Source organism: Ramlibacter aquaticus, from assembly GCF_015159745.1.
Lineage (GTDB): Bacteria > Pseudomonadota > Gammaproteobacteria > Burkholderiales > Burkholderiaceae_C > Ramlibacter > Ramlibacter aquaticus.
This window is the reverse complement of the sequence record NZ_JADDOJ010000053.1, coordinates 1-26,759: the sequence shown is the minus strand read 5'-3', so window position 1 is coordinate 26,759 and position 26,759 is coordinate 1. Positions and strand designations below refer to the sequence as shown.

24 protein-coding genes are annotated in these 26,759 nt (G+C 69.7%); 9 read left to right on the top strand and 15 right to left on the bottom strand.

Features of this window, described 5'->3' with window-relative positions; genetic code table 11:
- Positions 1–215 precede the first annotated feature (215 nt).
- On the top strand, positions 216–599 hold the full coding sequence (locus IM725_RS13240) for a RidA family protein (protein ID WP_193781075.1): 384 nt from the start codon (positions 216–218) through the stop codon (positions 597–599).
- Positions 600–620: 21 nt separating this feature from the next.
- Here the strand turns inward: IM725_RS13240 and IM725_RS13235 are convergent, their stop codons facing one another.
- The 11 genes from IM725_RS13235 to IM725_RS13185 form a co-directional block, all read right to left on the bottom strand.
- Positions 621–971 (bottom strand): FKBP-type peptidyl-prolyl cis-trans isomerase, encoded by a 351-nt coding sequence (locus IM725_RS13235; protein ID WP_193781074.1) that lies wholly within the window; start codon positions 969–971, stop codon positions 621–623.
- 60 nt (positions 972–1,031) lie between these two features.
- Complete coding sequence (locus IM725_RS13230) at positions 1,032–2,201, bottom strand: fumarylacetoacetate hydrolase family protein (RefSeq protein ID WP_193781073.1); 1,170 nt, start codon at positions 2,199–2,201, stop codon at positions 1,032–1,034.
- Positions 2,198–2,515 carry a winged helix-turn-helix transcriptional regulator gene (locus IM725_RS13225; RefSeq protein WP_193781072.1) on the bottom strand — a complete coding sequence of 106 codons (318 nt, stop codon included), beginning with the start codon at positions 2,513–2,515 and terminating at the stop codon, positions 2,198–2,200. The genes IM725_RS13230 and IM725_RS13225 overlap by 4 nt, the downstream gene beginning before the upstream one ends.
- 116 nt (positions 2,516–2,631) lie before the next feature.
- Positions 2,632–3,123, bottom strand: a complete 492-nt coding sequence (locus tag IM725_RS13220; protein WP_193781071.1) for a MarR family winged helix-turn-helix transcriptional regulator — start codon at positions 3,121–3,123, stop codon at positions 2,632–2,634.
- A gap of 12 nt (positions 3,124–3,135) precedes the next feature.
- Positions 3,136–3,870 (bottom strand): ABC transporter ATP-binding protein, encoded by a 735-nt coding sequence (locus IM725_RS13215; RefSeq protein ID WP_193781070.1) that lies wholly within the window; start codon positions 3,868–3,870, stop codon positions 3,136–3,138.
- Positions 3,870–5,630 carry a branched-chain amino acid ABC transporter ATP-binding protein/permease gene (locus IM725_RS13210; protein WP_193781069.1) on the bottom strand — a complete coding sequence of 587 codons (1,761 nt, stop codon included), beginning with the start codon at positions 5,628–5,630 and terminating at the stop codon, positions 3,870–3,872. The genes IM725_RS13215 and IM725_RS13210 overlap by 1 nt, the downstream gene beginning before the upstream one ends.
- A complete protein-coding gene (locus IM725_RS13205) occupies positions 5,630–6,667 on the bottom strand; it encodes a branched-chain amino acid ABC transporter permease (RefSeq protein WP_193781068.1) in 1,038 nt (345 codons plus the stop codon). Before IM725_RS13205 ends, IM725_RS13210 begins: the two co-directional genes overlap by 1 nt.
- 61 nt (positions 6,668–6,728) lie before the next feature.
- Positions 6,729–7,862, bottom strand: a complete 1,134-nt coding sequence (locus tag IM725_RS13200) for an ABC transporter substrate-binding protein (protein ID WP_193781067.1) — start codon at positions 7,860–7,862, stop codon at positions 6,729–6,731.
- 25 nt (positions 7,863–7,887) lie between these two features.
- Positions 7,888–8,652, bottom strand: coding sequence for an SDR family NAD(P)-dependent oxidoreductase (locus tag IM725_RS13195; RefSeq protein WP_193781066.1), 765 nt, complete (start codon positions 8,650–8,652; stop codon positions 7,888–7,890).
- Entirely contained in the window at positions 8,649–10,514 is a 1,866-nt protein-coding gene (locus IM725_RS13190; protein WP_193781065.1) for a feruloyl-CoA synthase, read from the bottom strand. The genes IM725_RS13195 and IM725_RS13190 overlap by 4 nt, the downstream gene beginning before the upstream one ends.
- A 2-nt stretch (positions 10,515–10,516) precedes the next feature.
- Positions 10,517–11,290 (bottom strand): crotonase/enoyl-CoA hydratase family protein, encoded by a 774-nt coding sequence (locus IM725_RS13185; protein ID WP_193781064.1) that lies wholly within the window; start codon positions 11,288–11,290, stop codon positions 10,517–10,519.
- A 102-nt stretch (positions 11,291–11,392) separates the two neighbouring features.
- Here IM725_RS13185 and IM725_RS13180 point away from each other — a divergent pair, with 102 nt between their 5' ends.
- Positions 11,393–12,271, top strand: coding sequence for an amidohydrolase family protein (locus IM725_RS13180; RefSeq protein WP_193781063.1), 879 nt, complete (start codon positions 11,393–11,395; stop codon positions 12,269–12,271).
- Positions 12,268–14,082 (top strand): AMP-binding protein, encoded by a 1,815-nt coding sequence (locus IM725_RS13175; protein ID WP_193781062.1) that lies wholly within the window; start codon positions 12,268–12,270, stop codon positions 14,080–14,082. Before IM725_RS13180 ends, IM725_RS13175 begins: the two co-directional genes overlap by 4 nt.
- 16 nt (positions 14,083–14,098) lie before the next feature.
- Here the strand turns inward: IM725_RS13175 and IM725_RS13170 are convergent, their stop codons facing one another.
- The gene (locus tag IM725_RS13170) at positions 14,099–14,704 is read right to left on the bottom strand and encodes a 2-hydroxychromene-2-carboxylate isomerase (protein WP_193781061.1); all 606 of its coding nucleotides are present in this window, start codon (positions 14,702–14,704) and stop codon (positions 14,099–14,101) included.
- Positions 14,705–14,755: 51 nt separating this feature from the next.
- Between IM725_RS13170 and IM725_RS13165 the strand changes: the two genes are divergently transcribed.
- From IM725_RS13165 to IM725_RS13150, 4 genes are all read left to right on the top strand, one after another.
- A complete protein-coding gene (locus IM725_RS13165; protein ID WP_193781060.1) occupies positions 14,756–16,141 on the top strand; it encodes a M20 family metallopeptidase in 1,386 nt (461 codons plus the stop codon).
- Between the two features lie 378 nt (positions 16,142–16,519).
- A complete protein-coding gene (locus tag IM725_RS13160; protein WP_193781059.1) occupies positions 16,520–18,445 on the top strand; it encodes a PrkA family serine protein kinase in 1,926 nt (641 codons plus the stop codon).
- On the top strand, positions 18,442–19,746 hold the full coding sequence (locus IM725_RS13155) for a YeaH/YhbH family protein (protein ID WP_193781058.1): 1,305 nt from the start codon (positions 18,442–18,444) through the stop codon (positions 19,744–19,746). Before IM725_RS13160 ends, IM725_RS13155 begins: the two co-directional genes overlap by 4 nt.
- Positions 19,743–21,269, top strand: a complete 1,527-nt coding sequence (locus IM725_RS13150; protein WP_193781057.1) for a SpoVR family protein — start codon at positions 19,743–19,745, stop codon at positions 21,267–21,269. The genes IM725_RS13155 and IM725_RS13150 overlap by 4 nt, the downstream gene beginning before the upstream one ends.
- 87 nt (positions 21,270–21,356) lie before the next feature.
- Here the strand turns inward: IM725_RS13150 and IM725_RS13145 are convergent, their stop codons facing one another.
- Genes IM725_RS13145 through IM725_RS13135 form a run of 3 tightly spaced genes read right to left on the bottom strand, consistent with a single transcriptional unit; the run spans position 21,357 to position 24,499 of the window.
- Positions 21,357–22,466: a 5-methyltetrahydropteroyltriglutamate--homocysteine S-methyltransferase gene (locus IM725_RS13145; protein ID WP_193781056.1), complete on the bottom strand. Its 1,110-nt coding sequence runs from the start codon at positions 22,464–22,466 to the stop codon at positions 21,357–21,359.
- Between the two features lie 13 nt (positions 22,467–22,479).
- On the bottom strand, positions 22,480–23,430 hold the full coding sequence (locus IM725_RS13140; protein WP_193781055.1) for a PDR/VanB family oxidoreductase: 951 nt from the start codon (positions 23,428–23,430) through the stop codon (positions 22,480–22,482).
- A gap of 1 nt (position 23,431) precedes the next feature.
- On the bottom strand, positions 23,432–24,499 hold the full coding sequence (locus IM725_RS13135; RefSeq protein ID WP_193781054.1) for an aromatic ring-hydroxylating dioxygenase subunit alpha: 1,068 nt from the start codon (positions 24,497–24,499) through the stop codon (positions 23,432–23,434).
- 114 nt (positions 24,500–24,613) lie between these two features.
- Between IM725_RS13135 and IM725_RS13130 the strand changes: the two genes are divergently transcribed.
- Positions 24,614–25,360 carry a GntR family transcriptional regulator gene (locus IM725_RS13130; RefSeq protein ID WP_193781053.1) on the top strand — a complete coding sequence of 249 codons (747 nt, stop codon included), beginning with the start codon at positions 24,614–24,616 and terminating at the stop codon, positions 25,358–25,360.
- 154 nt (positions 25,361–25,514) lie between these two features.
- Complete coding sequence (locus IM725_RS13125; RefSeq protein ID WP_193781052.1) at positions 25,515–26,690, top strand: ABC transporter substrate-binding protein; 1,176 nt, start codon at positions 25,515–25,517, stop codon at positions 26,688–26,690.
- The last annotated feature ends 69 nt before the right edge of the window (positions 26,691–26,759 follow it).

The following is a 26,759-nucleotide window of genomic DNA, read 5'->3' as shown; positions in this document are numbered from 1 at the left end:
CAGGGTGGGTTCGGTCCGTTGGGTCTCAGACATCGTTGTTTTCTGCGGCTAAAAAGGGGGCTGCGGGGGAGCTTGGGGGTGGCATGGCCCTTTTCAAGGCATGGACAAGCTCCACCATGAAAAAAAGCCGAGCCGGGGGTCCGGAAGGGCGGGGGGCCGGCAACCCGCAGGCCGGGGGATTGTAGAGTCGCAGTCCACGCCCACCGGGAGACGGCATGACGCGACGACTCATCAGTTCCGGCTCGCCCTTCGAGCAGGACATCGGCTATTCACGCGCGGTGGTGCAGGGCGAGTGGGTGTTCGTCTCCGGCACCACCGGCTTCGACTACGCGACCATGGCGATCGCCGACGACGTGGCCGCCCAGGCGCGCCAGGCGCTGCACAACATCCAGGCCGCGCTGGCCGAGGCCGGCGCCAGCCTGGCCGACGTGGTGCGGGTGCGCTACCTGCTGCCGCGGGCGGAAGACTTCCCGGCGACCTGGCCGGTGCTGCAGGAATTCCTGGGCGGGGTGCGGCCGGCGGCGACCATGATGCAGGTCGGCCTGGCCGACCCGCGCATGAAGATCGAGATCGAGGTCACGGCGCTGCGGCAGCGCTGACGCGGCCGCGCGTCGCGGGGCTCAGTGGGCGTCCAGCAGCTCGACGTCGAACTTCAGCGTGGCGTTGGGCGGGATCACGCCGCCGGCGCCGCGCGAGCCGTAGCCCAGTTGCGGCGGGATGATCAGGGTGCGCTGGCCGCCGATCTTCATGCCGGCGACGCCCTCGTCCCAGCCGCGGATCACCATGCCGGCGCCCAGCGAGAACGCGAACGGGTCGTTGCGGTCGCGGCTGGAGTCGAACTTCGCGCCCTGCACGCCGTTGGTGTAGAGCCAGCCGGTGTAGTGCACGTGCACGTGCTGGCCGGGACGGGCCTCGGCGCCGTCGCCCACCACGGTGTCTTCATACTGCAGGCCGGAGGGGGTGGTGATCATGGTTGGTCCTTGCAAAACCCCGCAGTTTAAGCCGGGTCGGCAGGCGGGGCCGGGGGCGGTTCAGGCGGCCCGTGCGCGCAGGCTGCGCATCAGGGCCGCGACGCCGAAGGTCCAGGGCGGGATGCGGTCGCAGCGCTCGACCCGGTTCACCAGGGCGCCCAGGCGCGGCGTCGCGATGCGCACCACGTCGCCCAGCACGTGGGTGAAGCCCTGGCCGGGGCCGTGCCTGTCCTCGGTGGGCGCGAACATGGTGCCCAGGAAGAGCATGAAGCCGTCCGGGTACTGGTGGTGCGCGCCCTGGGCCTGCGCCACCAGGTCCAGCGGGTCGCGGCTGATCTTCGAGAGCGAGCTCGCGCCCTGAAGGCGGAAGCCGTCGGGGCCCTGCACCTGCAGCGCCAGGTCCAGCGTGCGCACGTCGTCCATGCCGAAGCCTTCGTCGAAGAGGCGGATGAAGGGGCCGATGGCGCAGCTGGCGTTGTTGTCCTTGGCCTTGCCCAGCAGCAGCGCGCTGCGGCCTTCGAAGTCGCGCAGGTTGACGTCGTTGCCCAGCGTGGCGCCGCGCACCCGGCCCCGGCTGTCCACGGCCAGCACGACCTCGGGCTCGGGGTTGTTCCATGCGCTGCCGGGATGCAGCCCGACCAGCGCGCCCGGCCCCACGGCGCTCATGGGCTGGGCCTTGGTGAAGATCTCGGCGTCCGGGCCTATGCCCACCTCCAGGTACTGGGACCAGGCGCCCTGGGCCAGCAGCACCTCCTTGAGCTGGGCCGCCTCGGGCGAGCCCGGCCGCACGGCCGAGAGGTTGTCGCCGATCACGCCCACCACCGCCTGCCGCACGGCCTCGGCGCGGGCCGCGTCGCCGCGGGCCTGCTCCTCGATCACGCGCTCCAGCATGGAGGCCACGAAGGTCACGCCGGCGGCCTTGACGGCCTGCAGGTCGCAGGGGGCGAGGACGTAGGGCTGCGCCGGGTCGCGCGCGTCGTGCGCGGCGTTGGCCAGCGCCTGCGCGGTGTCGGCCACGCGCGGCCCGGGCGCGGCCCGGAGGCGCCGGGGCAGGTCATCGAGCTCCAGCAGCTCGCTGCAGGTGGGGGCGTGCGCCGACAGGTCGAACACGCCATCGGGGCGCACCAGCACGGGCACCGGGCCGGTGCCCGGCAGTTCGAGCCGGCCGACCAGGCAGGCGGCGCCGGCGTCGGCGGGCAGCACGTCGCGGGGGGTGAGGGGCAGGGTCATGGCGTCGGGCCTTTGCGGCGCGTGGCGGTGGCCCAGCGCGCCGCGAAGGCGGGCAGGTCCGACAGGCGCTTGAGCAGTTCCAGCCCGGCCGGCGTGGCCAGGTAGCCCTCGCTGCCGTGCTGCACGAAGCCCGCCTCGCGCAATTCCTTGAGGCGGGTGTTGAGGGTGTTGGGCGTGATGCCGCCCACGCTGTCTTGCAGCAGCCGGAAGGTCTGCGGGTGCCCGTCGCGCAGGGCCCAGATCACGCGCAGGGCATAGCGGGACTCGAACAGCGCGAACAGCTGGCCGGTGGCGGCGATCTCCCTGGGGCTCATGCGGAACTGGCGGTGGGTGCGGTGGCGGGCCGCCAGTCTACGCCCGGCGTGCTACACAAACAATAGCAGGGAAAGCACGGATGGTATTGCTGCCGCTGGGCCGTGGCCCGGGGCGTTCAGCCGGGCTTGTAGACCTTCTTGAGCAGGCGGATCAGCGTCTTCAGCTCAGCCGGACTGAGGCGGTTGCCGACGTCGCCTTCCAGCGCGGCGGCGGTCTGCTCGGCCTCCTGCATCAGCTTGCGCCCGGCCGCGGTGAGGTGGATGCCCAGCGCCCGCCCGTCGTGCGGGTGCGGCTTGCGCTCGATCAGGCCGCGGCCCTCCAGGGCGTTGATCATGCCCACCAGGTTGGGCGGCAGGATCCCCAGCGCGGTGCACAGCTGGCGCGAGGTGATGCCGGGGTTGTGCGTGACCAGCGACATCACCGAGAAGTCGACCGGGCGCAGGCCATAGGGCGCCATGCGCTCCAGGAAGACCTCGATCACGGCTAGCGCCGCACGGCGGGCGTTGTAGCCGAGCAGGGTCTCCAGGAAGCTCGCGTCTATGGGCGCGGCCGTGGCCGGCTTGCGCGGCCTGGCGGCGTCCGGGTTGTGGGTTCTCAGCTGGGTCATGGGCGCGGCAGTCTAGCCGCCCTGGGGCTTGCGTGCAGCGCCCAGGTAGGTTTCCACCACGCGCGGGTCGTGCGCCAGCTCGCTGGCCGGGCCTTCGAGGCGGATCGCGCCGGTCTCCAGCACGTAGGCGTGGTCGGCCACCTCCAGCGCGGCGCGGGCGTTCTGTTCCACCAGCAGGATGCTGGCGCCGGCCTCCCGCAGCGTCTCGATGATGCGGAAGATCTCGCGCACCACCAGCGGCGCCAAGCCCAGGCTGGGCTCGTCCAGCATGATGAGGCGCGGCCTGGCCATCAGGGCGCGGCCCACGGCCAGCATCTGCCGCTCACCGCCCGAGAGCGTGCCGGCGAGCTGCGCGCGGCGCTCCTTCAGCCGCGGGAACAGGCCGTAGACCCGCTCCAGTTCGCCCTCGCGGCCTTCCAGGCGCAGCTTGCTGGCGCGCCAGCCGCCCAGCAGCAGGTTGTCCTCCACCGTCATGGTGCCGAACAGTTCGCGCCGCTCCGGCACCAGGGCGAGGCCCGCCATCACGCGCTCCTCCAGGCTGAGCTCGGCCAGGTCGCGGCCGTCGAAGCGGACCGTGCCCTTGCAGGGCAGCACGCCCATGATCGCGTTCAGCGTGGTCGACTTGCCGGCGCCGTTGGGGCCGATCACGGTCACCACCTGGCCGGCGTCCAGGCGCAGGTTCAGGCCGGTGAGCACCTCGGCGCGTCCGTAGCCCGCGTGCAGGTCTTGGATTTCGAGCAGGGCCATCAGTGTTCCGTCCCCAGGTAGGCCGCGCGCACGGCGGGGCTGGCCTGCACCTCGGCCGGCGTGCCCACCATCAGGCGGGTGCCGAACTCCATCACCACGATGCGGTCCGCCAGGCCCATCACGAAGTCCATGTCGTGCTCCACCAGCAGCAGGCTCATGCCTTCGGCCTTGAGCTGGCGCAGCACATCGGCCAGCGCCTGCTTCTCCTTGTGGCGCAGGCCGGCGGCCGGCTCGTCCAGCAACAGCAGGGAGGGGTCCGAGCACAGCGCGCGGGCGATCTCCATCAGGCGCTGCGGCCCCATGGCCAGGTTGCCCGCCATCTCGTGCATCGCGTCCTGCATGCCGATGCGCTGCAGCTGCCGCTCCGCCTCGGCGAAGAGCTGGCGCTCCTCGGCGCGGTCCAGCCGCAGCATGGCCCGCAGGCTGCCCGAGCGGCCGCGCAGGTGGCCGCCCAGCGCCACGTTCTCCAGCACGGTCATGTCGGGGATCATCTTCACGTGCTGGAAGGTGCGCGAGACGCCGCGCGCCGCGATCTCGCGCGAGGGCAGGCCGCCCACCGACTCGCCGCGCAGGCGCACGCCACCCGCGCTCAGGCCCAGCACGCCGGTGATGAGGTTGAAGGTGGTGGACTTGCCCGCGCCGTTGGGGCCGATCAGCGCCACCAGCTCGCCGGCCTGGATGTCGAAGCTGACGTCGTTCACCGCCACCAGGCCGCCGAACTGCTTGCGCACCGCCTGCACCTCCAGCAGGGGCTGGCCGGCGGCGGGCTTGCCGCGCGCCGGCAGGGCGGGGGCCTCGCCCCAGGTGCGTGCGCGCCGGCCGGCCGGCAGCCAGCGCTCCACGAAGCTCCACAGTCCGTCGGGCGCGTACTTGAGCGTGGCCACCAGCACCACGCCAAAGACGATGGTCTCGAAGCTGCCCGAGGTGCCCAGGAGTTGCGGCAGCAGCACCTGCAGCTGGTCGTCCACCAGCTTGACCACGGCCGCGCCCAGGAAGGCGCCCCACACGTTGGTCACGCCGCCCAGCACGGCCATGAAGAGGTATTCGATGCCCTTGCCCAGTGCGAAGGGCGTGGGGTTCACGGTGCGCTGGAAGAAGGCGAACAGCCAGCCCGAGACCGCCGCCAGCACCGCCGCGATGACGAAGATCACCAGCTTGTAGCGGAAGGTCGAGACGCCCATCGCCTCGGCCATGGTGCTGCCGGACTTGAGCGCGCGGATCGCGCGGCCGGGCCGGGAATCCAGCAGGTGCTGCACCCCCAGCGCCGCCACCAGGGCGAAGGCCCAGATCAGGGCGTACAGCCCGCGGCCGGTGCCGAAATCGATGCGGCCCAGGGTCAGCGTGGGCACGCCGATCAGGCCGTCGTACTTGCCCAGCCAGTCCATGTTGGCCATGGTGTAGTTCAGGGCCAGGCCCCAGGCGATGGTCGCCAGCGGCAGGTAGTGGCCGGACATGCGCAGCGTGATCGCGCCCAGCACCAGCGCGGCCAGCACCGCGATGGCGATGCCGGCGCCCAGCGCCAGCCACGGCGAGGCCGCCAGCTTCACCGTCATGAAGGCCGCCGAGTAGGCACCGATGCCGACGAACGCGGCCTGGCCGAAGGAGGTGAGGCCGGCGACGCCGGTCAGCAGGACCAGGCCCAGGGTGACCAGCGAATACAGGCCGATAGTGCAGCCCTGCGCGATCCAGAAATCGGGCACCGGCGCCAGCGGCAGCAGCAGCATGGCGGCGGCAAAGAGCGGGAAGGCGAAGCGGCGCATCAATGCTCCTCCCCGTGCGGGTCGCGCAGCGAGCGCCACAGCAGCACCGGCAGGATGGACGAGAACACGATCACTTCCTTGAAGGAGCTGGCCCAGAACGAGCCGAAGCTCTCCAGCAGGCCCACGCCCAGCGCGCCCACCAGGGCCAGCGGATAGCTGGAGAGGCCGGCGAACACGGCGGCCACGAAGCCCTTGAGGCCGATCAGGAAGCCGCTGTCGTAGAAGATGGTGGTGGTGGGACCGATCAGCAGGCCCGAGAGCGCGCCGATGAAGGCGGCCATGGTGAAGGCCAGCCGGCCGGCGCCGGCCGAGGAGATGCCCTGCAGCCGGGCGCCCAGACGGTTCACGGCGGTGGCGCGCAGTGCCTTGCCGGTGAGCGTGCGCTCGAAGACCAGCCACAGCAGCACGATGAGCGCGAGCGAGGCGGCGAAGATGATCAGCGTCTGGCCGTTCACCGTGACGGCGCCGGCCGAGAAGCGCACGTCCCAGAAGCTGGGGTTGCGGAAGCCCTCGGCGCCGAAGAAGAACAGGCCCAGGCCGACCAGCGCGAAGTGCACCCCGACCGAGACGATCAGCAGCACCAGCACCGAGGCGTCGGCCAGCGATTCGTAGGCCAGGCGGTAGATCAGGTGGCCGAAGGGCGTGACCAGGGCCAGCGTGAGCGCGGCCTGGGCCAGCAGCGGCCAGCCGCGCGGCGCGGCCCAGGCGGCCAGGGCCGAGGCGAGGACAGGCCAGGCGAGCGTGCGCAGCAGCTGCCGGCCGATGCGCGCGGGCCGGTGCCCCTGGCGCAGGCCATGGACCAGGTCCGCCAGCGCGACCACGCCGGCGAGCACCAGCAGGAACCACACGGTGCCGGGAATCCTGCCGGCCTGGAAGAGCGCCAGGGTGAGCGCGCCGAAGGCGACGAACTCCCCCTGGGGAATGAAGATGACGCGGGTGACCGCAAACAGCAGCACGGTGGCCAGTGCGAGCAGCGCGTAGATCGCGCCGTTGGTCAGCCCGTCGAGGGCAAGGATGCCAGCGATCGAAAGGTCCATGGGTTGGGCGTCCAGCGCCCGGCGCCGGGCAGGGCCCGGGCGCCGGACACTCAACCTTGCATCACTTCTCGACCACGAACTTGCCGTCGGACACCTTGACCATCACACCGGTCTCGTTGGTGTAGCCCCAGTGGTCGTCCTTGGTCCAGTTCATGACGCCGTGCGCGAACACGGTGCGGCCGTTGGCCTCCAGCGCGTCCTTCAGCGCGGCGCGGAACTCGGGGGTGCCGGGCTTGGCCTTCTTGAGCGCGACCGGCACGGCCTTGGCGAGCGCCACATGGGCGTCGTAGGCGTGGCCGGCGAACTGGTTCAGCGTGGCCTTCCCGTAGGCCTTGTCGTACTGGGTGTAGAAGTCGGTGGCCAGCTTCTTGGAGGGGTTGCTCTCGGGCAGCTGGTCGCCCAGCATGGCGGGGCCGGACACCACGTAGGTGCCTTCCACGTCCTTGCCGCCGATGCGCATCAGGTCGGGCGTGGCCGCGGCGTGCGTCTGGTAGATCTTGCCCTTGTAGCCGCGCTCCACGATGGCCTTCTCGGGCATGGCCGCGCCGGAGCCGGAGGCCACGACCAGCATGGCGTCGGGGTTGGCGGAGACGAGCTTGAGGGCCTGCGGCGTCACGCTGGTGTCGGTGCGGGCGAAGCGCTCGGTGGCGACGACCTTGATGCCGTTCTTTTCGCCCTCGGTGGTGAAGGCCTTGAGCCACTGCTCGCCGTAGGCGTCGGTGTAGCCCAGGAAGCCTACGGTCTTCACGCCCAGCTTCTTCATGTGGGCGACCATGGCGTGCGCCATCACGTCGTTGCTCTGGGGCAGGCGGAACAGCCACTGGTCCTGGCCCGCGGGCACGCCGACCGGCGAGCCGGCCAGCTGCACCGTCTTCGCCTCGGCGGCGACCGGCGCCATGGCGGCGGCCACCGGCGTCAGGCAGGAGCCGATGATCACGTCGACCTTGTCTTCCGTCACCAGGCGCTTGGTGTTGCTCACGCCCTTGCCCGGGTCGCTGGCGTCGTCCAGGATGATGACGTTCAGCTTCTCGCCGGCCAGGGTCTGCGGCCAGAGCTTGATCTCGTTCTGCATCGGGATGCCCAGGCCCGATCCGGGGCCGGTGAGCGAGAGCACCACGCCGACGTTGATGTCGGCGAGCGCCGCGGTGGAGGCGGCGAGGGCGGCCAGGGCGACCAGGGTCTTGCGGAAGTTCATGCGTGTCTCCTTGTGGGTGAGGGGTTCAGCGCGGCGCCATGCGCAGCGCGCCGTCGAGGCGGATCACCTCGCCGTTGAGATGGGTGTTGGTGACGATGTGGCAGGCCAGCTGGGCGAATTCCTCGGGCTTGCCCAGCCGCGGCGGGAAGGGGATGGAGGCGGCCAGCGACTGCTGCACCGGCTCGGGCAGCTGGCGCATCAGCGGGGTGGAGAACAGGCCGGGCGCGATGGTGCACACGCGGATGCCGTGCTGCGCCAGGTCGCGCGCCATGGGCAGGGTCATGCCCACCAGGCCGCCCTTGGACGCGCTGTAGGCCTGCTGGCCCACCTGGCCGTCGAAGGCGGCGACGGAGGCGGTGAACATCATCACGCCGCGCTCGCCGTCTTCCAGCGGCGCCAGCCTGGCGCATTCGGCGGCGAAGAGGCGGCTGGCGTTGTAGGTGCCCACCAGGTTGACGTTGATCACCTTCGCGAAGTCCTCCAGCGGCGCGGGCGTGCCGTCCTTCTGGACCACGCGCTTCGCGCTGCCGATGCCGGCGATGTTCATCAGGATGCGGGCCGGGCCGTGGGCCGCCGTGGCCTTCGCCATCGCCGCGGCGATGCTGTCGGTGTTCGTGATGTCGCAGGCGCAGGCGACGCCGCCGATCTCGGCCGCCACCTTCTCGGCCTGCGCGAGGTTGACGTCCAGCACCGCGACGCGGGCGCCCAGGCGGGCGAGTTCGCGGGCTGTGGCTTCGCCCAGGCCGGAGGCGCCGCCGGTGACGAGGGCTGCGTGTCCCTGGATGTTCATGCGCTGTCCTTGGGTTGGAGGGTGAACGGAAGCTGGCCGTCGTGCAGGGCCTGCACCATCGCGTCGCGGTGCTTGAGCACGGCGCGCTGGTTGATCGAGCCTTTGTCCGTGACCTCGCCCTTGTCGATGGAGGGCGGCTCGTGCATCAGGTGCAGGCGGGCGACCCGGTTGGCGCTGCCGGTGGCCTGCGCGGCGAGCTCGTCCACCACCGCCTGGAAATGGGCCTGCACGAGCGCGCTTTCCAGCACGGCCTTCAGCGGCGCGTCGTCCGCCAGCCCGGCGAGCTGGCGCACCTTGGGCGTGACGAAGAGAAGGGCGCCCACCTCGCGGCGGTTCAGGCCGGTGATCACCGCGTCCTGCACGTAGGGCGCGCCGGCGGCGATGATCTTCGCGCGCAGCGGCCCCACGCTCACGAAGGTGCCGGTGGCGAGCTTGAAGTCCTCGGCGATGCGGCCGTCGAAGCGCAGGCCCAGGTGGATGTTCTGCGGGTCGATGAACCGCACCGCGTCGCCCGTCTTGAAGAAGCCTTCCTCGTCGAAGTGCTCGGCGGTCTCGGCCGGTGCGCGCCAGTAGCCGGGCGTGATGTTGGGGCCCTTGTAGCGGATCTCCACCTTGCCCTCGGTGGGCACGAGCTTGAGTTCCATGCCGGCGGTGGGCAGGCCCAGGTGCCCGGACTTCACGTCGGGCCCGGTGACGAAGACGGCGAAGGGCGAGGACTCGGTCATGCCCAGCCCGGTGCCCATGACGATGCGCTCGCCCACCTCGGCCTCCTGCACCTCGTGCAGCAGGTCCCAGATCGGCTGCGCCAGGGCGGCGCCGGAGTAGAAGAACATGCGCACCCGGGACAGCAGGTTGCTGCGCAGCCGGTCGTCGGCCTTCATCGCATGCGCGATCGCCTCGAAGCCGGTTGGCACGTTGAAGTAGATCGTGGGCGCGACCTCGCGCAGGTTGCGCAGGGTCTCGTTCATGAGCGCCGGCGTGGGCTTGCCGTCGTCGATGTAGAGCGTGCCGCCGTTGTAGATCGTCAGGCCCACGTTGTGGTTGCCGCCGAAGGTGTGGTTCCAGGGCAGCCAGTCCACCAGCACCGGCGGCTCCTCGGCCAGCACCGGCATGGACTGGCGCATCTGCTGCTGGTTGGCGCACCACATGCCGTGCGTGTTGACCACGGCCTTGGGCAGCTTGGTCGAGCCCGAGGTGAACAGGAACTTGGTGATGGTGTCCGGGCCCGTGGCCTGCATCGCGGCATCCACGGCGGGCGTGGCCTCGGTCGCGAGCAGCGCGGCCCAGGGGGTCGTGGCACGGCCTTCCAGCGTGCCCTGGCCCAGCACCACTTCGATGTCCGCCGGCACCGCCGCGGCGATGGCGCGGCCGTAGCGCGCCGCGTCCAAGGCGAACACCAGGCCCGGCGTGACCGTCTCCAGCACGTGGCGCAGCTTGTCGTAGTCCTGGCTGATGGTGGAGTAGGCGGGCGAGACGGGTGTGTGCGGGATGCCCGCATACAGGCAGCCCAGCGCCAGCAGCGCATGCTCCAGGCTGTTTTCGGACAGGATGGCCACCGGCCGGTCGGTGGACAGCCCGCGGTCCAGCAGCGCCTGGCCGATGCGGCGCGCCGCCTGCAGCGCCTCGCCGTAGCTCACGCGCTGCCACTCGCCGGTGCGGCCGTCCGCAAGCTGTTCGCGGCGGGCCATGAAGGTGCGCCCCGGGTCCGTCTCGGCCCAGTGCAGCAGGCGGTCCGTCATGCGCGCGGCGTGGGGCTGCAGGTCCTGGTCGGCGCGCAGGTAGGCGACGCCGCCGGGGCCCTCGCGCAGCACCGCGCGGGTGACGCCGAAGGCGAGCGGGCGGTAGCGGGGCGTGCTGCCCATGTTCAGGCCTTCTTCACCTTCGCGGCGCGGCCTTCGAGGAAGTCGCGCACGCGGGTCTTGGCTTCCTGGTCGCTCTGGGCGATGGCGGAGATCAGCGCTTCGGTCAGGTAGCCCTGGTCTGCCGGCTGCTCGGCGATGCGCGGCAGCGCGTGCATCAGCGCGTAGTTGGTGAGCGGCGCGTTGGTGGCGACGCGCTCGGCCAGCGCGACAGCCTTGTCGAAGGACTGGCCATGCGGCACCAGGTACTGGGCGAAGCCCAGGCGTTCGCCGTCCTGCGCGTTGTAGACGCGGCCGGTGAACATCATGTCGGCCATGCGGGCCTCGCCGATCAGGCGTGGGATGCGCACCGAGCCGCCGCCGCCCACGAAGATGCCGCGCGAGCCCTCGGGCAGCGCGTAGAAGGTGGTGTCGTCCGCCACGCGGATGTGCGCGGCGGCCGCCAGTTCCAGGCCGCCGCCCACCACGGCGCCGTGCAGCGCCGCGACCACCGGGACACGCCCGAACTGCACCTCCTCCAGCGCGGCGTGCCACATGCGCGAGTGGTGCATGCCGGCGCTGGCGTCGCGCTCCTTGATCTCCGACAGGTCGAGGCCGGCGCAGAAGTGCTCGCCCTCGCCGGTGAGCACTGCCGCCCGGGTGCTGTCGGGCAGGTTCATGAAGGCATCGCGGATGGCGAGGATCAGCTCGTCGCTGATGGCGTTGCGCTTCGCCGGGCGCGTCAGGCGCACGATGGAGATCACGCCGCGGTGTTCGATGTGGAGGTCTTTGGAGCTCATGGAGGTGTTTGCCAAGTGGGTTGATTATTGTTATAACGAATAACCAATTCAACGGCGTCGGCCCCCGGACTTACCCTAGGTCGGCATTGCAAGGAGACAGGCATGGACCACAAGAACCTGGTGGCGATCGACATCCACACGCACGCGGAAGTCAGCTGCTGGAACCCCTTCGACAACTACGGCGAGGAGTACGACCGCGCGGCGGACAAGTACTTCCGCAGCAACCGCCGTCCCACCATCGCCGAGACCATCGCCTACTACCGCGAGCGCAAGATCGGGCTGGTGATGTTCACGGTGGATTCGGAGTCCAAGCTGGGCCGACGCCGCATACCGAACGAGGAGATCGCGCAAGCCGCGCGCGAGAACAGCGACATGATGATGGCCTTCGCCAGCATCGACCCGCACAAGGGCAAGATGGGCGCGCGCGAAGCCGAGCGCCTGATCAAGGATGAAGGCGTGCGGGGCTTCAAGTTCCACCCCACGGTGCAGGGCTACCACCCCTACGACAAGATGGCCTGGCCGATCTACGAGGTGATCAACGCGCACAAAATGCCGGCGATCTTCCACACCGGCCACAGCGGCATCGGCTCGGGCATGCGCTGCGGCGGGGGCCTGCGACTGGAGTACAGCAACCCCATGCACCTGGACGACGTGGCGATCGACTTCCCCGACATGCAGATCGTCATGGCGCACCCCAGCTTCCCCTGGCAGGACGAGGCGCTGTCGGTGGCCACGCACAAGCCCAACGTGTGGATCGACCTGTCGGGCTGGAGCCCCAAGTACTTTCCGAAGCAGCTGGTGCAGTACGCCAACACCCTGCTCAAGGACCGCGTGCTCTTCGGCAGCGACTACCCGCTCATCACCCCCGAGCGCTGGATGAAGGACTTCGAGGAGGCCGGCTTCAAGCCCGAGGTGATGCCCGGTATCCTGAAGGGCAACGCAGTGCGGCTGCTGGGCCTGGACGGCGCGCAGGCTGCATGAGCACGACGGCGTTCTTCAGCGGGCTCGCCGACATCGAGGCCCTGGAGGCCACCCCCTACGAGGACGCGATCCCGGCGCGCACGACCTACGGCCTGATCGCGCGGGCGGCGGCGAGGTTCGCAGACCGCCCAGCCTTCGTCTTCCTGCCCACGGGCGGCCTGGACACGGTCCCCGAGCGCATCAGCTACGCGCGCCTGCTGGCCCGCATCCACCAGGCAGCGAACCTGTTCCGCAGCCTGGGCGTGGGCCCCGGGGATGCGGTGGCCATCCTCGCCCCCAACGTCCCCGCCACCCACTACGCCCTCTGGGGCGCGCAACTCGCCGGCTGCGCCTGCCCGATCAACTTCATGCTGCAGCCCGACCATGTGGCCGCGCTGCTGCAGGCCTCGGGCGCCAGGGTGGTGGTCGCGCTCGGGCCGCATGAAGCGCTTGACGTGTGGAGCGCGGTGCAGCGCATCCCCGGCATCGAAGCGCTGCAGGTGCTGCAGATCGGCGGCAGCTTCGAGGCCGCCCTGGACGCGCAGCCCGAGGCGCTGCAGTTCGAGCCCGGCCTCACCCCGGACCGCGTGGCCGCGCTGTTCCACACGGGTGGCACCACCGGTGCCCCCAAGCTGGTGCGGCACACGCAGGGCAACGAGGCGCACACCGCCTGGTTCTCGCACCGCTTCTACGGCTTCGACGAGCACACGGTGGAGGTCAACGGCTTCCCGCTGTTCCACGTCGCGGGCGCGTTCGTCTATGGGCTCTCGCTGCTGGCGATCGGCGCCTGCCAGCTCATCCCCACGGTGAACGGGCTGCGCAACGCGCAGTTCATGCAGCACTACTGGCAGTGGTGCGAGCGCGAGCGGGTCACGGCCCTGGCGGCGGTGCCCACGGTGCTGGCCAGCCTGTGCAACCTGCCGGTCGACGCCGACATCTCGCGCATCCGCGTCGCCTACACCGGCGGCTCGCCACTGCCCACCGAGCTGGCGCAGCGTTTCGAGAAGGCCACCGGCATCGCGGTGCGCAACATCCTGGGCATGACGGAGTGCGCGGGGCTGGTGTCCGTCGAGCCCTTTGGGGGCCCGCGCGTGGCGGGCTCGGCCGGGCTGCGCCTGCCGTACTCGCAGGTGCGCGTGGTCCCCTGGCGTGACGGCCGGGCGCAGCTGGGCGAGGACTGCCCCGCGGGGCAGACCGGCGTCGCCGTGCTGCGCGGCCCGCACGTGAGCCCGGGCTACACCGACCCGGCGCGCGACGCCGGGATGTTCGAGGACGGCTGGCTCATCTCCGGCGACCTGGGCCACCTGGACGCGCAGGGCTACCTGCACATCACCGGCCGCGCCAAGGACGTGATCATCCGCGGCTCGCACAACATCGACCCGCAGCTGGTGGAGGAGGCCTTCCTCGCCCATCCGGCGGTGGGCATGTGCGCGGTGGTGGGCGAGCCCGACGCGCACGCGGGCGAGGTGGCCTGCGCCTTCGTCATGCTCAAGCCCGGCGTGCAGGCCGATGCCGACACCGTGCTCGCGCAGGTGGCGGGCCAGGTCTACGAGCGTCCGGCCGTGCCGCGGCGCGTGGTCTTCATCGACGCGCTGCCGCTCACGGCGGTGGGCAAGGTGTTCAAGCCCGCACTGCGCCTGCGCGCCATCGAGATCAAGCTGGGCGAGCTGCTCGCGGCCGTGGCCGGCGGCCCGGTGCAGGTGCAGGCGCTGGAGCAGGACGGCCGCGCCGTGGCCCGCGTCACGCTGCCCGCAGGCTGCGATGCGGCCGTGCACCAGCGCTGCCGCGACGCGCTGGGCGCCATCGCGGTGCCGCTGCAGTTCGTGGGCTGAGGGCCGGGCCGGCGGCTCACCAGCCGCCGGTCTGCAGCCAGGCGTCCACCTCGGGCAGGCGGTCCAGCCCCCAGAAGGGCTCGCCGTCGACCACGGTGGTCGGCGAGCCGAACACGCCCGAATCCAGCGAGGCCTGCACATCCTCGCGCAGCCAGGCCGCGGCCTGGTCGCCGGCGATGGCCGCTTCGGCGGCCGTCCGGTCCCAGTCGGCGGGCAGGGCGGCCGCCACCGCGGCGGGGGTGGACAGGTCCTGGCCCCGGCCCCAGTAGGCGTCGTAGAGGGCATGCACCAGCGGGGCCTGCCGCGCCGGGTCGTGGCGGCGGACCCAGGAGAGGGCGCGTGCCATCGGCAGCGGGCTGCCCACGGGCGCGTCGGGATCGCGGCCCAGGGCCAGGCCCAGCCTGCGCGCATGCCGCTTCACGTCCCGCCGCACGTAGTCGCCCTTGAGCGGCGTGTCCAGCAGGGGCTTGAGGCCCATCACCTTCATCACCGCCACCCCCAGCAGCATGGGATGCCACTCCACCGTGCGGCCGTGCCGGGCGGCGATGGCCTCGATGCGGGTGCTGGCGAACCAGCCGTAGGGCGAGATGAAGTCGAAATGAAAGTGCAGCGGTTCAGCCATGCGGCGAGCATAGCGGCGCCTGCGCCACCGGCCGCGCACTATCATGCGGCGATGACCCGTGATGACGCGATCGCCGCCGCCGCCCGCGAGTTCGACAGCGGTGAGTTCCAGGCCGTGCTGGCACGGCGGGTGGCACGGCCCACCGAGAGCCAGAACCCCGAGCGCGCGGCCGAGCTGGCGGCCTACCTCAGCGACGAGATCGCGCCGGCCTTCGCCGCCATGGGCTTTCGCTGCGAGCTGCTCACGCACCCGCAGGCGCTGGCCCCCTTCTTGTACGCGGAGCGTATCGAGGGCGAAGGGCTGCCCACCGTCTTCGGCTACGGCCACGGCGACGTGATCCGCGGGCTGGACGCCGAGTGGCGCGAGGGCCTTTCCCCCTGGCGGCTGAGCACGCAGGACGGCCGCTGGTGGGGCCGCGGCGTCGCCGACAACAAGGGCCAGCACACCGTCAACATGCGGGCCCTGGCGCAGGTGCTGGCGGCCCGCGGCCGGCTGGGCTTCAACTGCAAGTACCTGCTGGAGATGGGCGAGGAGACCGGCTCGCCCGGGCTGCGCGCGCTGTGCGAACGCGAGCGCGGGCGCTTCGGCGCCGACCTGCTCATCGCCTCCGACGGCCCGCGCCTGCGCGCCGAGCGGCCCACGCTGTTCCTGGGCGCGCGCGGCGCCCTCAACATCGACCTGAAGATCACCGCGCGCCCGGGCGCGCACCACTCCGGCAACTGGGGCGGCCTGATCTCCAACCCCGGGATCCGGCTGGCGCACGCCATCGCCAGCATCACCACGGACCGTGGCGCGATCCGCATTCCCGAGTGGCGACCGGCGGGGGTTCCCGAGGCCGTGCGGCGCGCGCTGGCCGATTGCGAAGTCGATGGCGGGCCGCAGGGCCCGGCCGTCGAGCCCGGCTGGGGCGAGCCCGGCCTCACGCCGGCCGAGCGCGTGTTCGGCTGGAACGCGTTCGAGGTGCTGGCCTTCAAGACCGGCAACCCGCAGAACCCCGTCAACGCGATCCCGGGCAGCGCCTGGGCGCGCTGCCAGCTGCGCTTCGTGGTGGGCATAGACCCCGACGACATCCTGCCCTCACTCAGGCGCCACCTGGACCGCGAAGGCTTCGCCGACGTTGCGCTGGAGGCAGACACGGCCGGCATGTTCCGCGCCACGCGCACCGACCCTGACGACGCCTGGGTGCGCTGGGCGGCCGCATCGCTGGAGCGCACCAGCAGCCAGCGGCCCGCAGTGCTGCCCAACCTGGGCGGATCCTTGCCCAACGACATCTTCACGGACGTGCTGGGCCTGCGCACGGTCTGGGTGCCCCACTCGTACCCGGGGTGTTCGCAGCACGCGCCCAACGAGCACCTGCCCGCCTCGCTGCTGCGTGAGGCCCTCCAGGTCATGACGGGCCTCTACTGGGACCTGGGCGCGGGCGACACGCCCCGCTGACAAGGCCTGCCAGCAGTCTGGCGAGACCCTCGCACCCGCGTGGATTGTCAGCGCGCCGCAACAGCGCGCACGTGGTCCGAACGGGCCTTGCGCAGCAGCGTGCGCACAAGCCTGGCGCATGCGCGCACGCCTTGCTTGCAGGCGCGCACCGCACAGGCTCATCGCCATCACGTCAATGATTTCACGCGTGTGCCATCGGGCATTCCCGGGTGAACTTCGCGCGCTTGTTTTTATCTACCGTTGACCTACAGTGTTCGCAGGAAATTGCTTACAGCGCATGGCCTCCACGCGGCTGGGCATTGGGGGTACAGTGGGAAAGACAGGGGCTCGCCATCGGCTCGCATCACTGCGTGAAGCGGCAGCCCGCAAGGAGTGTTCATGACCGATGTCGTCCGCAATTTTCTGTCGCGTTACGAGCAGACGCGCGAAGAGGAAATTTCGCTCGAGGACTATCTCGAGCTCTGCAAGCGGGACAAGATGGCCTACGCCACCGCCGCCGAGCGCATGCTCGCCGCGATCGGCGAACCCGAGATGATCGACACGCGGCACGATCCGCGTCTGTCGCGCATCTTCGGCAACAAGATGGTGCGCATCTATCCCGCGTTCAAGGATTTCTACGGGCTGGAAGACCCGATCGAACAGGTCGTCGCCTGCTTCCGCCATGCGGCCCAGGGCCTGGAGGAAAAGAAGCAGATCCTCTACCTGCTGGGCCCCGTGGGCGGCGGCAAGTCCTCCATCGCCGAGCGGCTCAAGCAGCTCATGGAGATGGTGCCGTTCTACGCCATCAAGGGCTCGCCGATCAACGAATCGCCCCTGGGGCTGTTCAACAACGACGAGGACGCGCCCATCCTGGAGCAGCAGTACGGCATCGCGCGGCGCTACACGCAGCGCATCATGTCGCCCTGGGCGGTGAAGCGGCTGGAGGAATTCGGCGGCGACATCCGCAAGTTCCGCGTGGTCAAGCGCTTCCCCTCCATCCTGAAGCAGTGCGCGGTCGCCAAGACCGAGCCGGGCGACGAGAACAACCAGGACATCTCCTCCCTGGTCGGCAAGATCGACATCCGCAAGCTCGAGACCTATGCCCAGGACGACCCGGACGCCTACAGCTATTCCGGCGGCCTGTGCCTGGCGAACCAGGGCCTGCTCGAGTTCGTGGAGATGTTCAAGGCCCCCATCAAGGTGCTGCACCCGCTGCTGACGGCCACGCAGGAGGGCAACTTCAAGGGCACCGAAGGCTTCGGCGCGATTCCCTTCGACGGCATCGTGATGGCCCACTCCAACGAGAGCGAGTGGAAGACCTTCCGCAACAACAAGAACAACGAAGCCTTCCTGGACCGCATCTACATCGTCAAGGTGCCGTACTGCCTGCGCGTCACCGAGGAAGTGAAGATCTACGACAAGCTGATCCGCAACTCCTCGCTGAAGGACGCGGTCTGCGCGCCGGGCACGCTGAAGATGATGGCCCAGTTCGCGGTGCTCACGCGCCTGAAGGAGCCGGAGAACTCCAGCATCTTCTCCAAGATGCTGATCTACGACGGCGAGAACCTCAAGGACACGGACCCCAAGGCCAAGAGCTACCAGGAGTACCGCGACTACGCCGGCGTGGACGAGGGCATGACGGGCATCTCGACCCGCTTCGCGTTCAAGATCCTGTCCAAGGTCTTCAACTTCGACAGCAACGAGGTGGCGGCCAACCCGGTGCACCTGATGTACGTGCTGGAGCAGCAGATCGAGCGCGAGCAGTTCCCGCCCGAGACCGAGCAGAAATACCTCTCCTACATCAAGGAGCACCTGTCGGCGCGCTACGCAGAGTTCATCGGCAAGGAGATCCAGACCGCCTACCTGGAGTCCTATTCCGAGTACGGCCAGAACATCTTCGACCGCTATGTCACCTACGCCGACTTCTGGATCCAGGACCAGGAGTTCCGCGATACCGACACCGGCGAGATCTTCGACCGCGCCGCGCTCAACGCCGAACTGGAGAAGATCGAGAAGCCCGCGGGCCTGTCCAACCCCAAGGACTTCCGCAACGAGATCGTCAACTTCGTGCTGCGTGCGCGGGCCAACAACGCCGGCAAGAACCCGGTGTGGACCAGCTACGAGAAGCTGCGCACGGTGATCGAGAAGAAGATGTTCTCCAACACCGAGGACCTGCTGCCGGTCATCAGCTTCAATGCCAAGGCCAGTGCCGACGAGCAGAAGAAGCACGAGGACTTCGTCAACCGCATGGTGGAGAAGGGGTACACGCACCGTCAGGTCCGCCTCCTGTGCGAGTGGTATCTCCGGGTCCGGAAGTCGTCGTGAGCCTTTTCGGCAAGCCTGATCGCGCAGCCCTCCACCAGGTCATCGACCGGCGGCTGTCGGGCAAGAACAAGTCGATCGGCAACCGCGAGCGCTTCCTGCGGCGCTACCGCGACCAGATCCGCGACGCGGTGCGCAAGGCCGTGGGCGACCGCAGCATCCGCGACGTGGAGCAGGGGACCGACATCACCCTGCCCAAGCGCGATGTGTCCGAGCCGTCGTTCCACCATGGCGCCGGCGGCAACCGCGAGATGGTGCACCCCGGCAACAAGGAGTACGTGCGCGGCGACCGCATCCAGCGGCCGCAGGGCGGCGGGGGCGGGGGCGGCGGCAGCGGCGCCTCGCAGGACGGCCAGGGCGAGGACGACTTCACCTTCCGCATCACGCGGGAGGAGTTCATGAACTACTTCTTCGACGACCTGGCGCTGCCGCGCCTGGTGCGCACGCAGCTGATCGCCGACGCGCCTGAATGGAAGACGCGCCGCGCCGGCTTCGTCTCCGAGGGCAACCCCACCAGCCTGCACGTGGTGCGCTCCATGCGCGTGGCGCTGGGGCGGCGCATCGCCATGGGCGGCGATGCCCGGGTCGAGCTGCGCCGGGCCGAGGAGCACCTGGCCCAGCTCATCGCCCAGGATGCACCCGGCCCGCAGATCGCGGCGGTGCAGGCCGAGATCGAGGCCCTGCGCGCGCGGCTCAAGCGCGTCCCCTTCCTGGACCCCTTCGACCTGCGCTTTCGCAACCGCGTGCGCGAGCCCATGCCGACCAGCAAGGCGGCCATGTTCTGCCTGATGGACGTCTCGGGCTCCATGGATGAGTCGCGCAAGGACCTGGCCAAGCGCTTCTTCATCCTGCTCTACCTGTTCCTCACGCGGCACTACCAGCAGACCGACGTGATCTTCATCCGCCACCACACGCAGGCGGCCGAGGTCAGCGAGGACGAGTTCTTCCATGCCACCGAGAGCGGCGGCACCGTGGTGTCCAGCGCCCTCACGCTGATGAACGAGATCATCCGTGAGCGCTACATGGGCCAGGAATGGAATATCTACGGCGCCCAGGCGTCCGACGGCGACAACTGGCAGCAGGATTCCTCCAAGTGCCGCGACATCCTGGACAACAAGCTGCTGCCGCTGTGCCGCTACTTCGCCTACGTGCAGGTCGCCGACGAGGACCAGAACCTCTGGGAGGAGTACACCCGCGTGCGTGACGCCAACCCGCATTTCGCCATGCAGAAGATCGTCACGCCCGCGCAGATCTACCCGGTCTTCCGGGACCTGTTCAAGAAAAGCACCGCGGGGGCTGCATGAGCACCGTCCTGGAATCCGTGGCCGCGAGGCGCCTGCCCAGCCCGTCCGACTGGACCTTCGAGCTGATCGAGGAATATTTCGCGGCGATCCGCGCCACGGCGCAGCGCTTCGGGCTGGACACCTACCCGGTGCAGCTGGAGCTGATCTCGGCCGAGCAGATGCTGGACGCCTACGCCTCGGTGGGCATGCCGGTGAACTACAGGCACTGGTCCTTCGGCAAGCAGTTCATCACCAGCGAGAAGAGCTACCGGCGCGGCCACATGGGCCTGGCGTACGAGATCGTGATCAATTCCGATCCCTGCATCGCCTACCTCATGGAGGAGAACACCATGCCCATGCAGGCGTTGGTGATGGCGCATGCCTGCTTCGGCCACAACTCCTTCTTCAAGGGCAACTACCTGTTCCGCATGTGGACGGACGCGAGCTCCATCGTCGACTACCTGGTCTACGCCAAGGCCTACATCGCCGAGTGCGAGGAGCGGCACGGGCTGGACGCGGTCGAGGAGATCCTGGATGCCTGCCACGCGCTGATGCACCATGGGGTGGACCGCTACCGCCGGCCGCAGAAGATTTCCATGGTCGAGGAGGAGACGCGCCGCAAGGACCGCGAAGCCTACCTGCAGCAACAGGTGAACGACCTGTGGCGCACGCTGCCGCGCACGGCGGGCAAGGCCTCGCGCAAGGAAATGCGGCGCTTCCCCGAGGAGCCGCAGGAGAACATCCTCTACTTCATCGAGAAGAACGCGCCCCTGCTGGAGCCCTGGCAGCGCGAGGTGGTGCGAATCGTGCGCAAGGTGGCGCAGTACTTCTACCCGCAGCGGCAGACGCAGGTCATGAACGAGGGCTGGGCGACCTTCTGGCACTACACCCTGCTCAACGACATGTACGACCAGGGCCTGCTGACCGAGGGCTACATGATGGAAATCCTCTCCTCGCACACCAACGTGGTGTTCCAGCCCCCGGTGACCGACCCGCGCTATTCGGGCATCAACCCCTACGCGCTGGGTTTCACCATGTTCAGCGACATCCGGCGCATCTGCGAGAACCCGACCGCGGAAGACCGGCAGTGGTTCCCCGACATCGCGGGCTCGGACTGGCACAAGACGCTGGACTACGCCATGCGCCACTTCAAGGACGAGAGCTTCATCGGCCAGTACCTCTCGCCCAAGGTCATGCGCGACTTCCGCCTCTTCTCCATCGTGGACGACAGCAGCCAGCGCGAGCTGGAGGTGGCCGCCATCCACGACGAGTCCGGCTACCGCCGCGTGCGCGAGGCGCTGTCCCGCCAGCACGACCTGAACTGGCGCGAGCCCAACATCCAGGTCTGGAACGTGAACCTGCGCGGTGACCGCTCGCTCACCTTGCGCCACACCCGCCACAACGACAGGCCCCTGGACAGCAGCGCGGAGGAGGTGGTCAAGCACGTGGCCCGCCTGTGGGGCTTCCGCGTGCGCCTGGAGAGCGTGGACAGCCACGACCGCGTGCTGCAGCACTGGGAAGTGACGCCGGCCGCGCACCCCTGAGCGCGGCCCCATGAAAAACGCCGCCCCTCGCCCCTCGGGCGGCGTTGTGGCGAGCCCGGGCCCGTGGGTCCCGTCGCCGCGCCAGGCTCAGTCCTGGCCCCAGACCTCGCGCGCGGTGTCGATGACCAGGCGCAGCTTGTTGCGCTGGTCTTCCACCGCGATGTTGTTGCCGTGCACCGTGCTGGAGAAGCCGCACTGCGGCGACAGGGCCAGCTGGTCCAGCGGCGCGTACTTGGCGGCTTCCTCGATGCGGCGCTTGAGCGCGTCCTTGCTTTCCAGCTGGCCGAACTTGGTGGTCACCAGGCCCAGCACCACGGTCTTGCCCTTGGGCAGGTAGCGCAGCGGGCGGAAATCGCCGGAGCGGTCGTCGTCGTACTCCATGAAGTAGGCGTCGATGTCCATCTCCTTGAGCAGGGCCTCGGCCACGGGCTCGTAGTTGCCGGCCGCCGCGTGCGTGCTCTTGAAGTTGCCGCGGCACAGGTGCATGGCCAACAGCATGCCCTGGGGCTTGTGCGCCACCACCTTGTTGATGAACTTGGCGTAGCGGTGCGGCAGCTCGTTGGGGTCGTCGCCGCGCTGGCGCGCCGCCTCGCGCATCTTCTCGTCGCACAGGTAGGCGAGGTTGGTGTCGTCCATCTGCACGTAGCGGCAGCCGGCCTCGTACAGCGAGCGCAGCTCGTCGCCGTAGGCCTTGGCCACGTCGTCGTAGAAGGCCGGGTCCAGCTCGGGGTAGGCCTCGCGGCTGATGCCGGCACGGCCGCCGCGGAAGTGCAGCATGGTGGGCGAGGGGATGGTCACCTTGGGCGTGCGGCCGGCGCTGACCTGCGACTTCAGGTACTCGAAGTCGGCGCGCTGGATGTCCTTGGCGTGGCGCACCTTGTCGATCACGCGGATCACCGGCGGCGCCAGCTCCTCGCTGCCGTCGGGCTTGCGGATGGTGACCGGGATGTCCGTCTTCACGCCGCCCAGCTGCTCCAGGAAGTCGATGTGGAAGTAGGTGCGGCGGAACTCGCCGTCGGTGATGCTCTTGAGGCCCACGTCCTCCTGGAACTTGACGATCTCGGCGATGGCCTGGTCTTCGACGCGGCGCAGTTCGGCGGGCGTGATCTCGCCGCGGGCCTTTTTGGCGCGCGCCTCCAGCAGGTACTGGGGGCGCAGGAAGCTGCCGACGTGGTCGTAACGGGCGGGGAGTTGCATGTTCTTGGGTCTCCTAGAGGTCGAGGACGAGGACCGGGGTTGTAGCACGGGAGCAGCAGGGCAGGAACTGGTCATGCCGCGCCTTCTCCTCATCGGTGAGGTAATGGTCGCGATGATCGCATTGTCCCTCCAGCACGCGGGTGAGGCAGGTGCCGCACACGCCCTGCTCGCAGGAGGTGAGGATCTCCACGCCTTGCGCCTGCAGGGCCTGCACCACGCTCTGGCCAGGGGCCACGCCGACGGTGCGCCCGCTGGAGGCGAGCCGCACCTCGAAGCTGCCGTCACTGGCGCTGTCCTGCGGCGCGGCGCCGAAGTACTCGAGGTGGATGTGGGCATCGTCCCAGCCGGCGGCGCGGGCCGTGCCCACCACGTGCTCGATGTAGCCGGCGGGGCCGCACACGTAGAGGTGGGTGCCGGGGTCGGGCTGCGCGAGCAGGGCGGCGGCGTCGAGCTTCTGCGCCGCGTCGCCGTCGTCATGGTGGAAGTGCACCCTGTGGGCGAAGCGGGAGGCGGCGATCTCGTCCCGGAAGGCGGTGCGCGCCGGCGAACGCGTGCTGTAGTGCAGCGCGAATTCGGCCCCGGTCGCTGCCAGGCGCTGCGCCATGCACAGCAGCGGGGTGACGCCGATGCCGCCTGCCATCAGCAGGCTGCGCTGCGCATGCACCAGCGGAAAATGGTTGCGCGGCTCGCTCACGGTGAGCAGGTCGCCCTCGTGCACCGCGTCGTGCATCGCGGCCGAGCCGCCGCGGGAGGCCGGGTCGCGCAGCACCGCGATCCGCCATCGCTGCGATTCGGCGGCGTCGTTGCACAGCGAATACTGGCGCACCAGGCCGCCGGGCAGCTGCACGTCGATGTGAGCGCCAGCGGAGAAGCCGGGCAGGGCGCCGCCCTCGGGGCGGGCCAGCTCGAAGCTGGCGATGCCCTCGGCCTCGGCCCGCTTGCGGACGACCTTCAGCTGCAGCATCTCAGGCCACCTGCACGGGATGCGCCACGCCGGCCGGCTGCTGCTGCTGTTCCTGCGCCACCAGGCGGTCCAGGATGCGGCGCGACTGCACGCCACCGGCGTCGATGTTGAGCATCAGCAGCCGGCGCGAGGGCCACTGCAGCAGGTTGCGCTGCTGCGCCTCCAGCACCGCGGTGTCCTCGGAGAACACCTTGGCCTGGCCCTCGCGGATCTGCGCCGTGAGGTTGGTGTCCTTCACGTTGAAGTTGCGCGCCATGCCCCAGAAGTACCACATGGAGGTTTCGGTCTCGGGCGTCAGGAAGTCCACCACGATGGAATAGACCTTGTCCTTGGGCTCGGCGTGGTAGCCGCCCTTGCCGGCGTGGGCCACGCCCACCTCGATCATGATGTGGCTGGGCGGCGTGAAGCGGCAGACCTGCCAGCGGTCCACCGGCACATCGTCGCGCAGGTGGTTGCCGCGCAGGTTGGCGCGCCAGAAGGGGGGCGCCATCACGTTTTCCATGAAGCGGCTGGTGACCACGGTGTCGCCCTCGGTGCGGGTCGTCACGGGCGTCTCGTCGATCTCCTTCTGGCCGATGCTGCCGGCATGCACGTAGGTCTCGTGCGTGAGGTCCATCAGGTTGTCGATCATGAGCCGGTAGTCGCAGGCGATGTGGTACAGCCCGCCGCCGTAGGCCCACTCCGGGTTGTTCGCCCAGTGCAGGTCCGGGATGGTGGCCGCGTCGGCCTGGCCGGCGTCGCCCGGCCAGACCCAGATGAAGCCGTGGCGCTCCACCACGGGGAAGCTGCGGATCTTCGGGAAGCCGCCCACGCGCTGCATGGGCATGGCGACGGTCTTGCCGTCGCAGCCCATCACCAGCCCGTGGTAGCCGCAGACCAGCTGGCCCTCGCAGACCTGGCCCAGCGAGAGCGGGGCGCCGCGGTGCGGACAGAAATCCTCCAGCGCGGCGACCTTGCCTTCCGCGCCGCGGTAGAAGACGATCTTCTCGCCGCAGACCGTGCGGCCCAGTGGCTTGGCGTCGATTTCGTCGGGGGTGCAGGCGACGTACCAGGTGTTCTTGAGGAACATGCAGACAGCTCCGGGGGCGAAAATTGGATACGCAGTGTATACAAATACTGCCCTTGAAGCTGCTTCAGGCGCCGAAACAGCCGATAAACCGACTCAGATGTATACAATGAATTCATGAGCTCCATAGATCCCGACACCGGCGGCTCCAGTGCCGTCAAGGCCCAGCTGCGGCTGCGCGAGATGCTCCTCGCCGGGGAACTGCCCGGGGGCGCGCGCATCGCCGAGCTCGCGCTGGTCGAGCGCCTGGGCGTGTCGCGAACGCCGATCCGCGCCGCCCTGATGCGCCTGGAGCAGGAGGGCCTGCTGGAGGCCCTGCCCGGGGGCGGCTATGCGGTACGTACCTTCTCGGAGCGCGACGCGGCCGACGCGATCGAACTGCGCGGCACCGTGGAGGGCCTGGCCGCCCGCCTGGCCGCCGAGCGCGGCGCGGCGCAGGTGGTGCTGGTCGAGGCGCGCCAGTGCCTGGCCCAGGTCGATGCGGTGCTGGCCGGTCCGGCCCTGGACGACGAGGCCTTCTCGCGCTACGTGGCGCTCAACCGCCGTTTCCACGCCCTGCTGTGGGAGATGGCGGGCAGCGCGGTGCTGCAGCGCGAGATCGAGCGCGTCGTCAGCCTGCCCTTCGCCTCGCCCTCGGGCTTCGTGGTGGTGCAGGCCAACTCGCCGCAGGCGCGCGACATGCTGGTCGTCGCCCAGGACCAGCACCGCCAGGTGCTGGCGGCCATCGAGGCCCGCGAAGGCGCCCGCGCCGAGGCCATCATGCGCGAGCACTCGCGCCTGGCGCAGCGCAACCTGCGCGAGGCCCTGCTGGGCCAGGACCACGCCCAGATGCCCGGTGTGCGCCTGATCCGCCAGAAAGTCTGACAATCTGCTGATAACGGCTCAGCCGTTATCGAGTTTCGTGATAACTGGTAGACCCGCGCCCGGCTTTGCCCCCGGCCGCGCGGCGCCGAGAATCCGCCCACCTTTCCGGCCCCGGGCGCGGCTGTCCTGCGCCGTGCCTTCCAAGGAGACTGCCATGCACAAGAGAACCCTGTTCCGCAGCGCGCTCGCCGCCGCCGCCCTGGCCGCCTGCGGCCTGTCCTTCGCCGACGACAACGTCTTCAAGATCGGCCTGATCCTGCCGATGACGGGCCAGCAGGCCACGACCGGCCGCCAGATCGAGGCCGCCGCCAAGCTGTGGATGGCGCAGAACGGCGACACCGTGGCCGGCAAGAAGGTGCAGCTGATCGTCAAGGACGACACCAGCCTGCCCGACGTCACCCGCCGCCTGGCGCAGGAACTGGTGGTCAACGAGAAGGTCAACGTGCTGGCCGGCATGGGCATCACGCCTTCGGCGCTGGCCGTCGCGCCCATCGCCACCCAGTCCAAGACCCCCCTGGTCGTGATGGCCGCCGCCACCTCCAGCATCACCGAGGCCTCGCCCTTCGTGGTGCGCAGCAGCTTCACGCTGCCGCAGGTGTCCGTCGCCCTGGCCGACTGGGCGCCCAAGAACGGCATCAAGACCGTGGTCACCCTGGTGTCCGACTACGGCCCCGGCATCGACGCCGAGAAGTACTTCAGCGAGCGCTTCCTGTTCAACGGCGGCAAGGTCGCCGACAAGCTGCGCGTGCCGCTGCGCAACCCCGACTTCGCGCCCTTCCTGCAGAAGGTGCGTGACCTCAAGCCCGACGCGATGTTCGTCTTCGTGCCCTCGGGCGCGGGCGCCGCGGTGATGAAGCAGTTCGCCGAGCGCGGCATGGACAAGGCCGGCATCCGCCTGATCGGCACCGGCGACGTGACCGACGACGACCAACTGGGCGACATGGGCGACGTGGCCCTGGGCGTGGTCACCTCGCACCACTACTCGGCGGCGCACCCCTCGCCGGTGAACAAGAAGTTCGTCGCCGACTTCGAGAAGGCCAACAAGGGCCTGCGCCCCAACTTCATGGCCGTGGGCGGCTATGACGGCATGCGCATCATCTACGACGCGCTGAAGAAGACCGGCGGCAAGGGCGGCGGCGAGGCCCTGCTGGGCGCCATGAAGGGCCAGATCTTCGAGAGCCCGCGCGGCCCGGTGTTCATCGACGCGCAGACGCGCGACATCGTGCAGAACGTGTACCTGCGCAAGGTCGAGAAGAAGGACGGCCAGCTCTACAACGTCGAGTTCGACGTGATCAAGGACGTCAAGGACCCCGGCAAGAGCCGCAAGTGATGCGCGGCGGGTGAGGGCGCAGGCCCCGCCCGCCGCGCATCACTTGCGGCTCTTGCCGGGGTCCTTGAC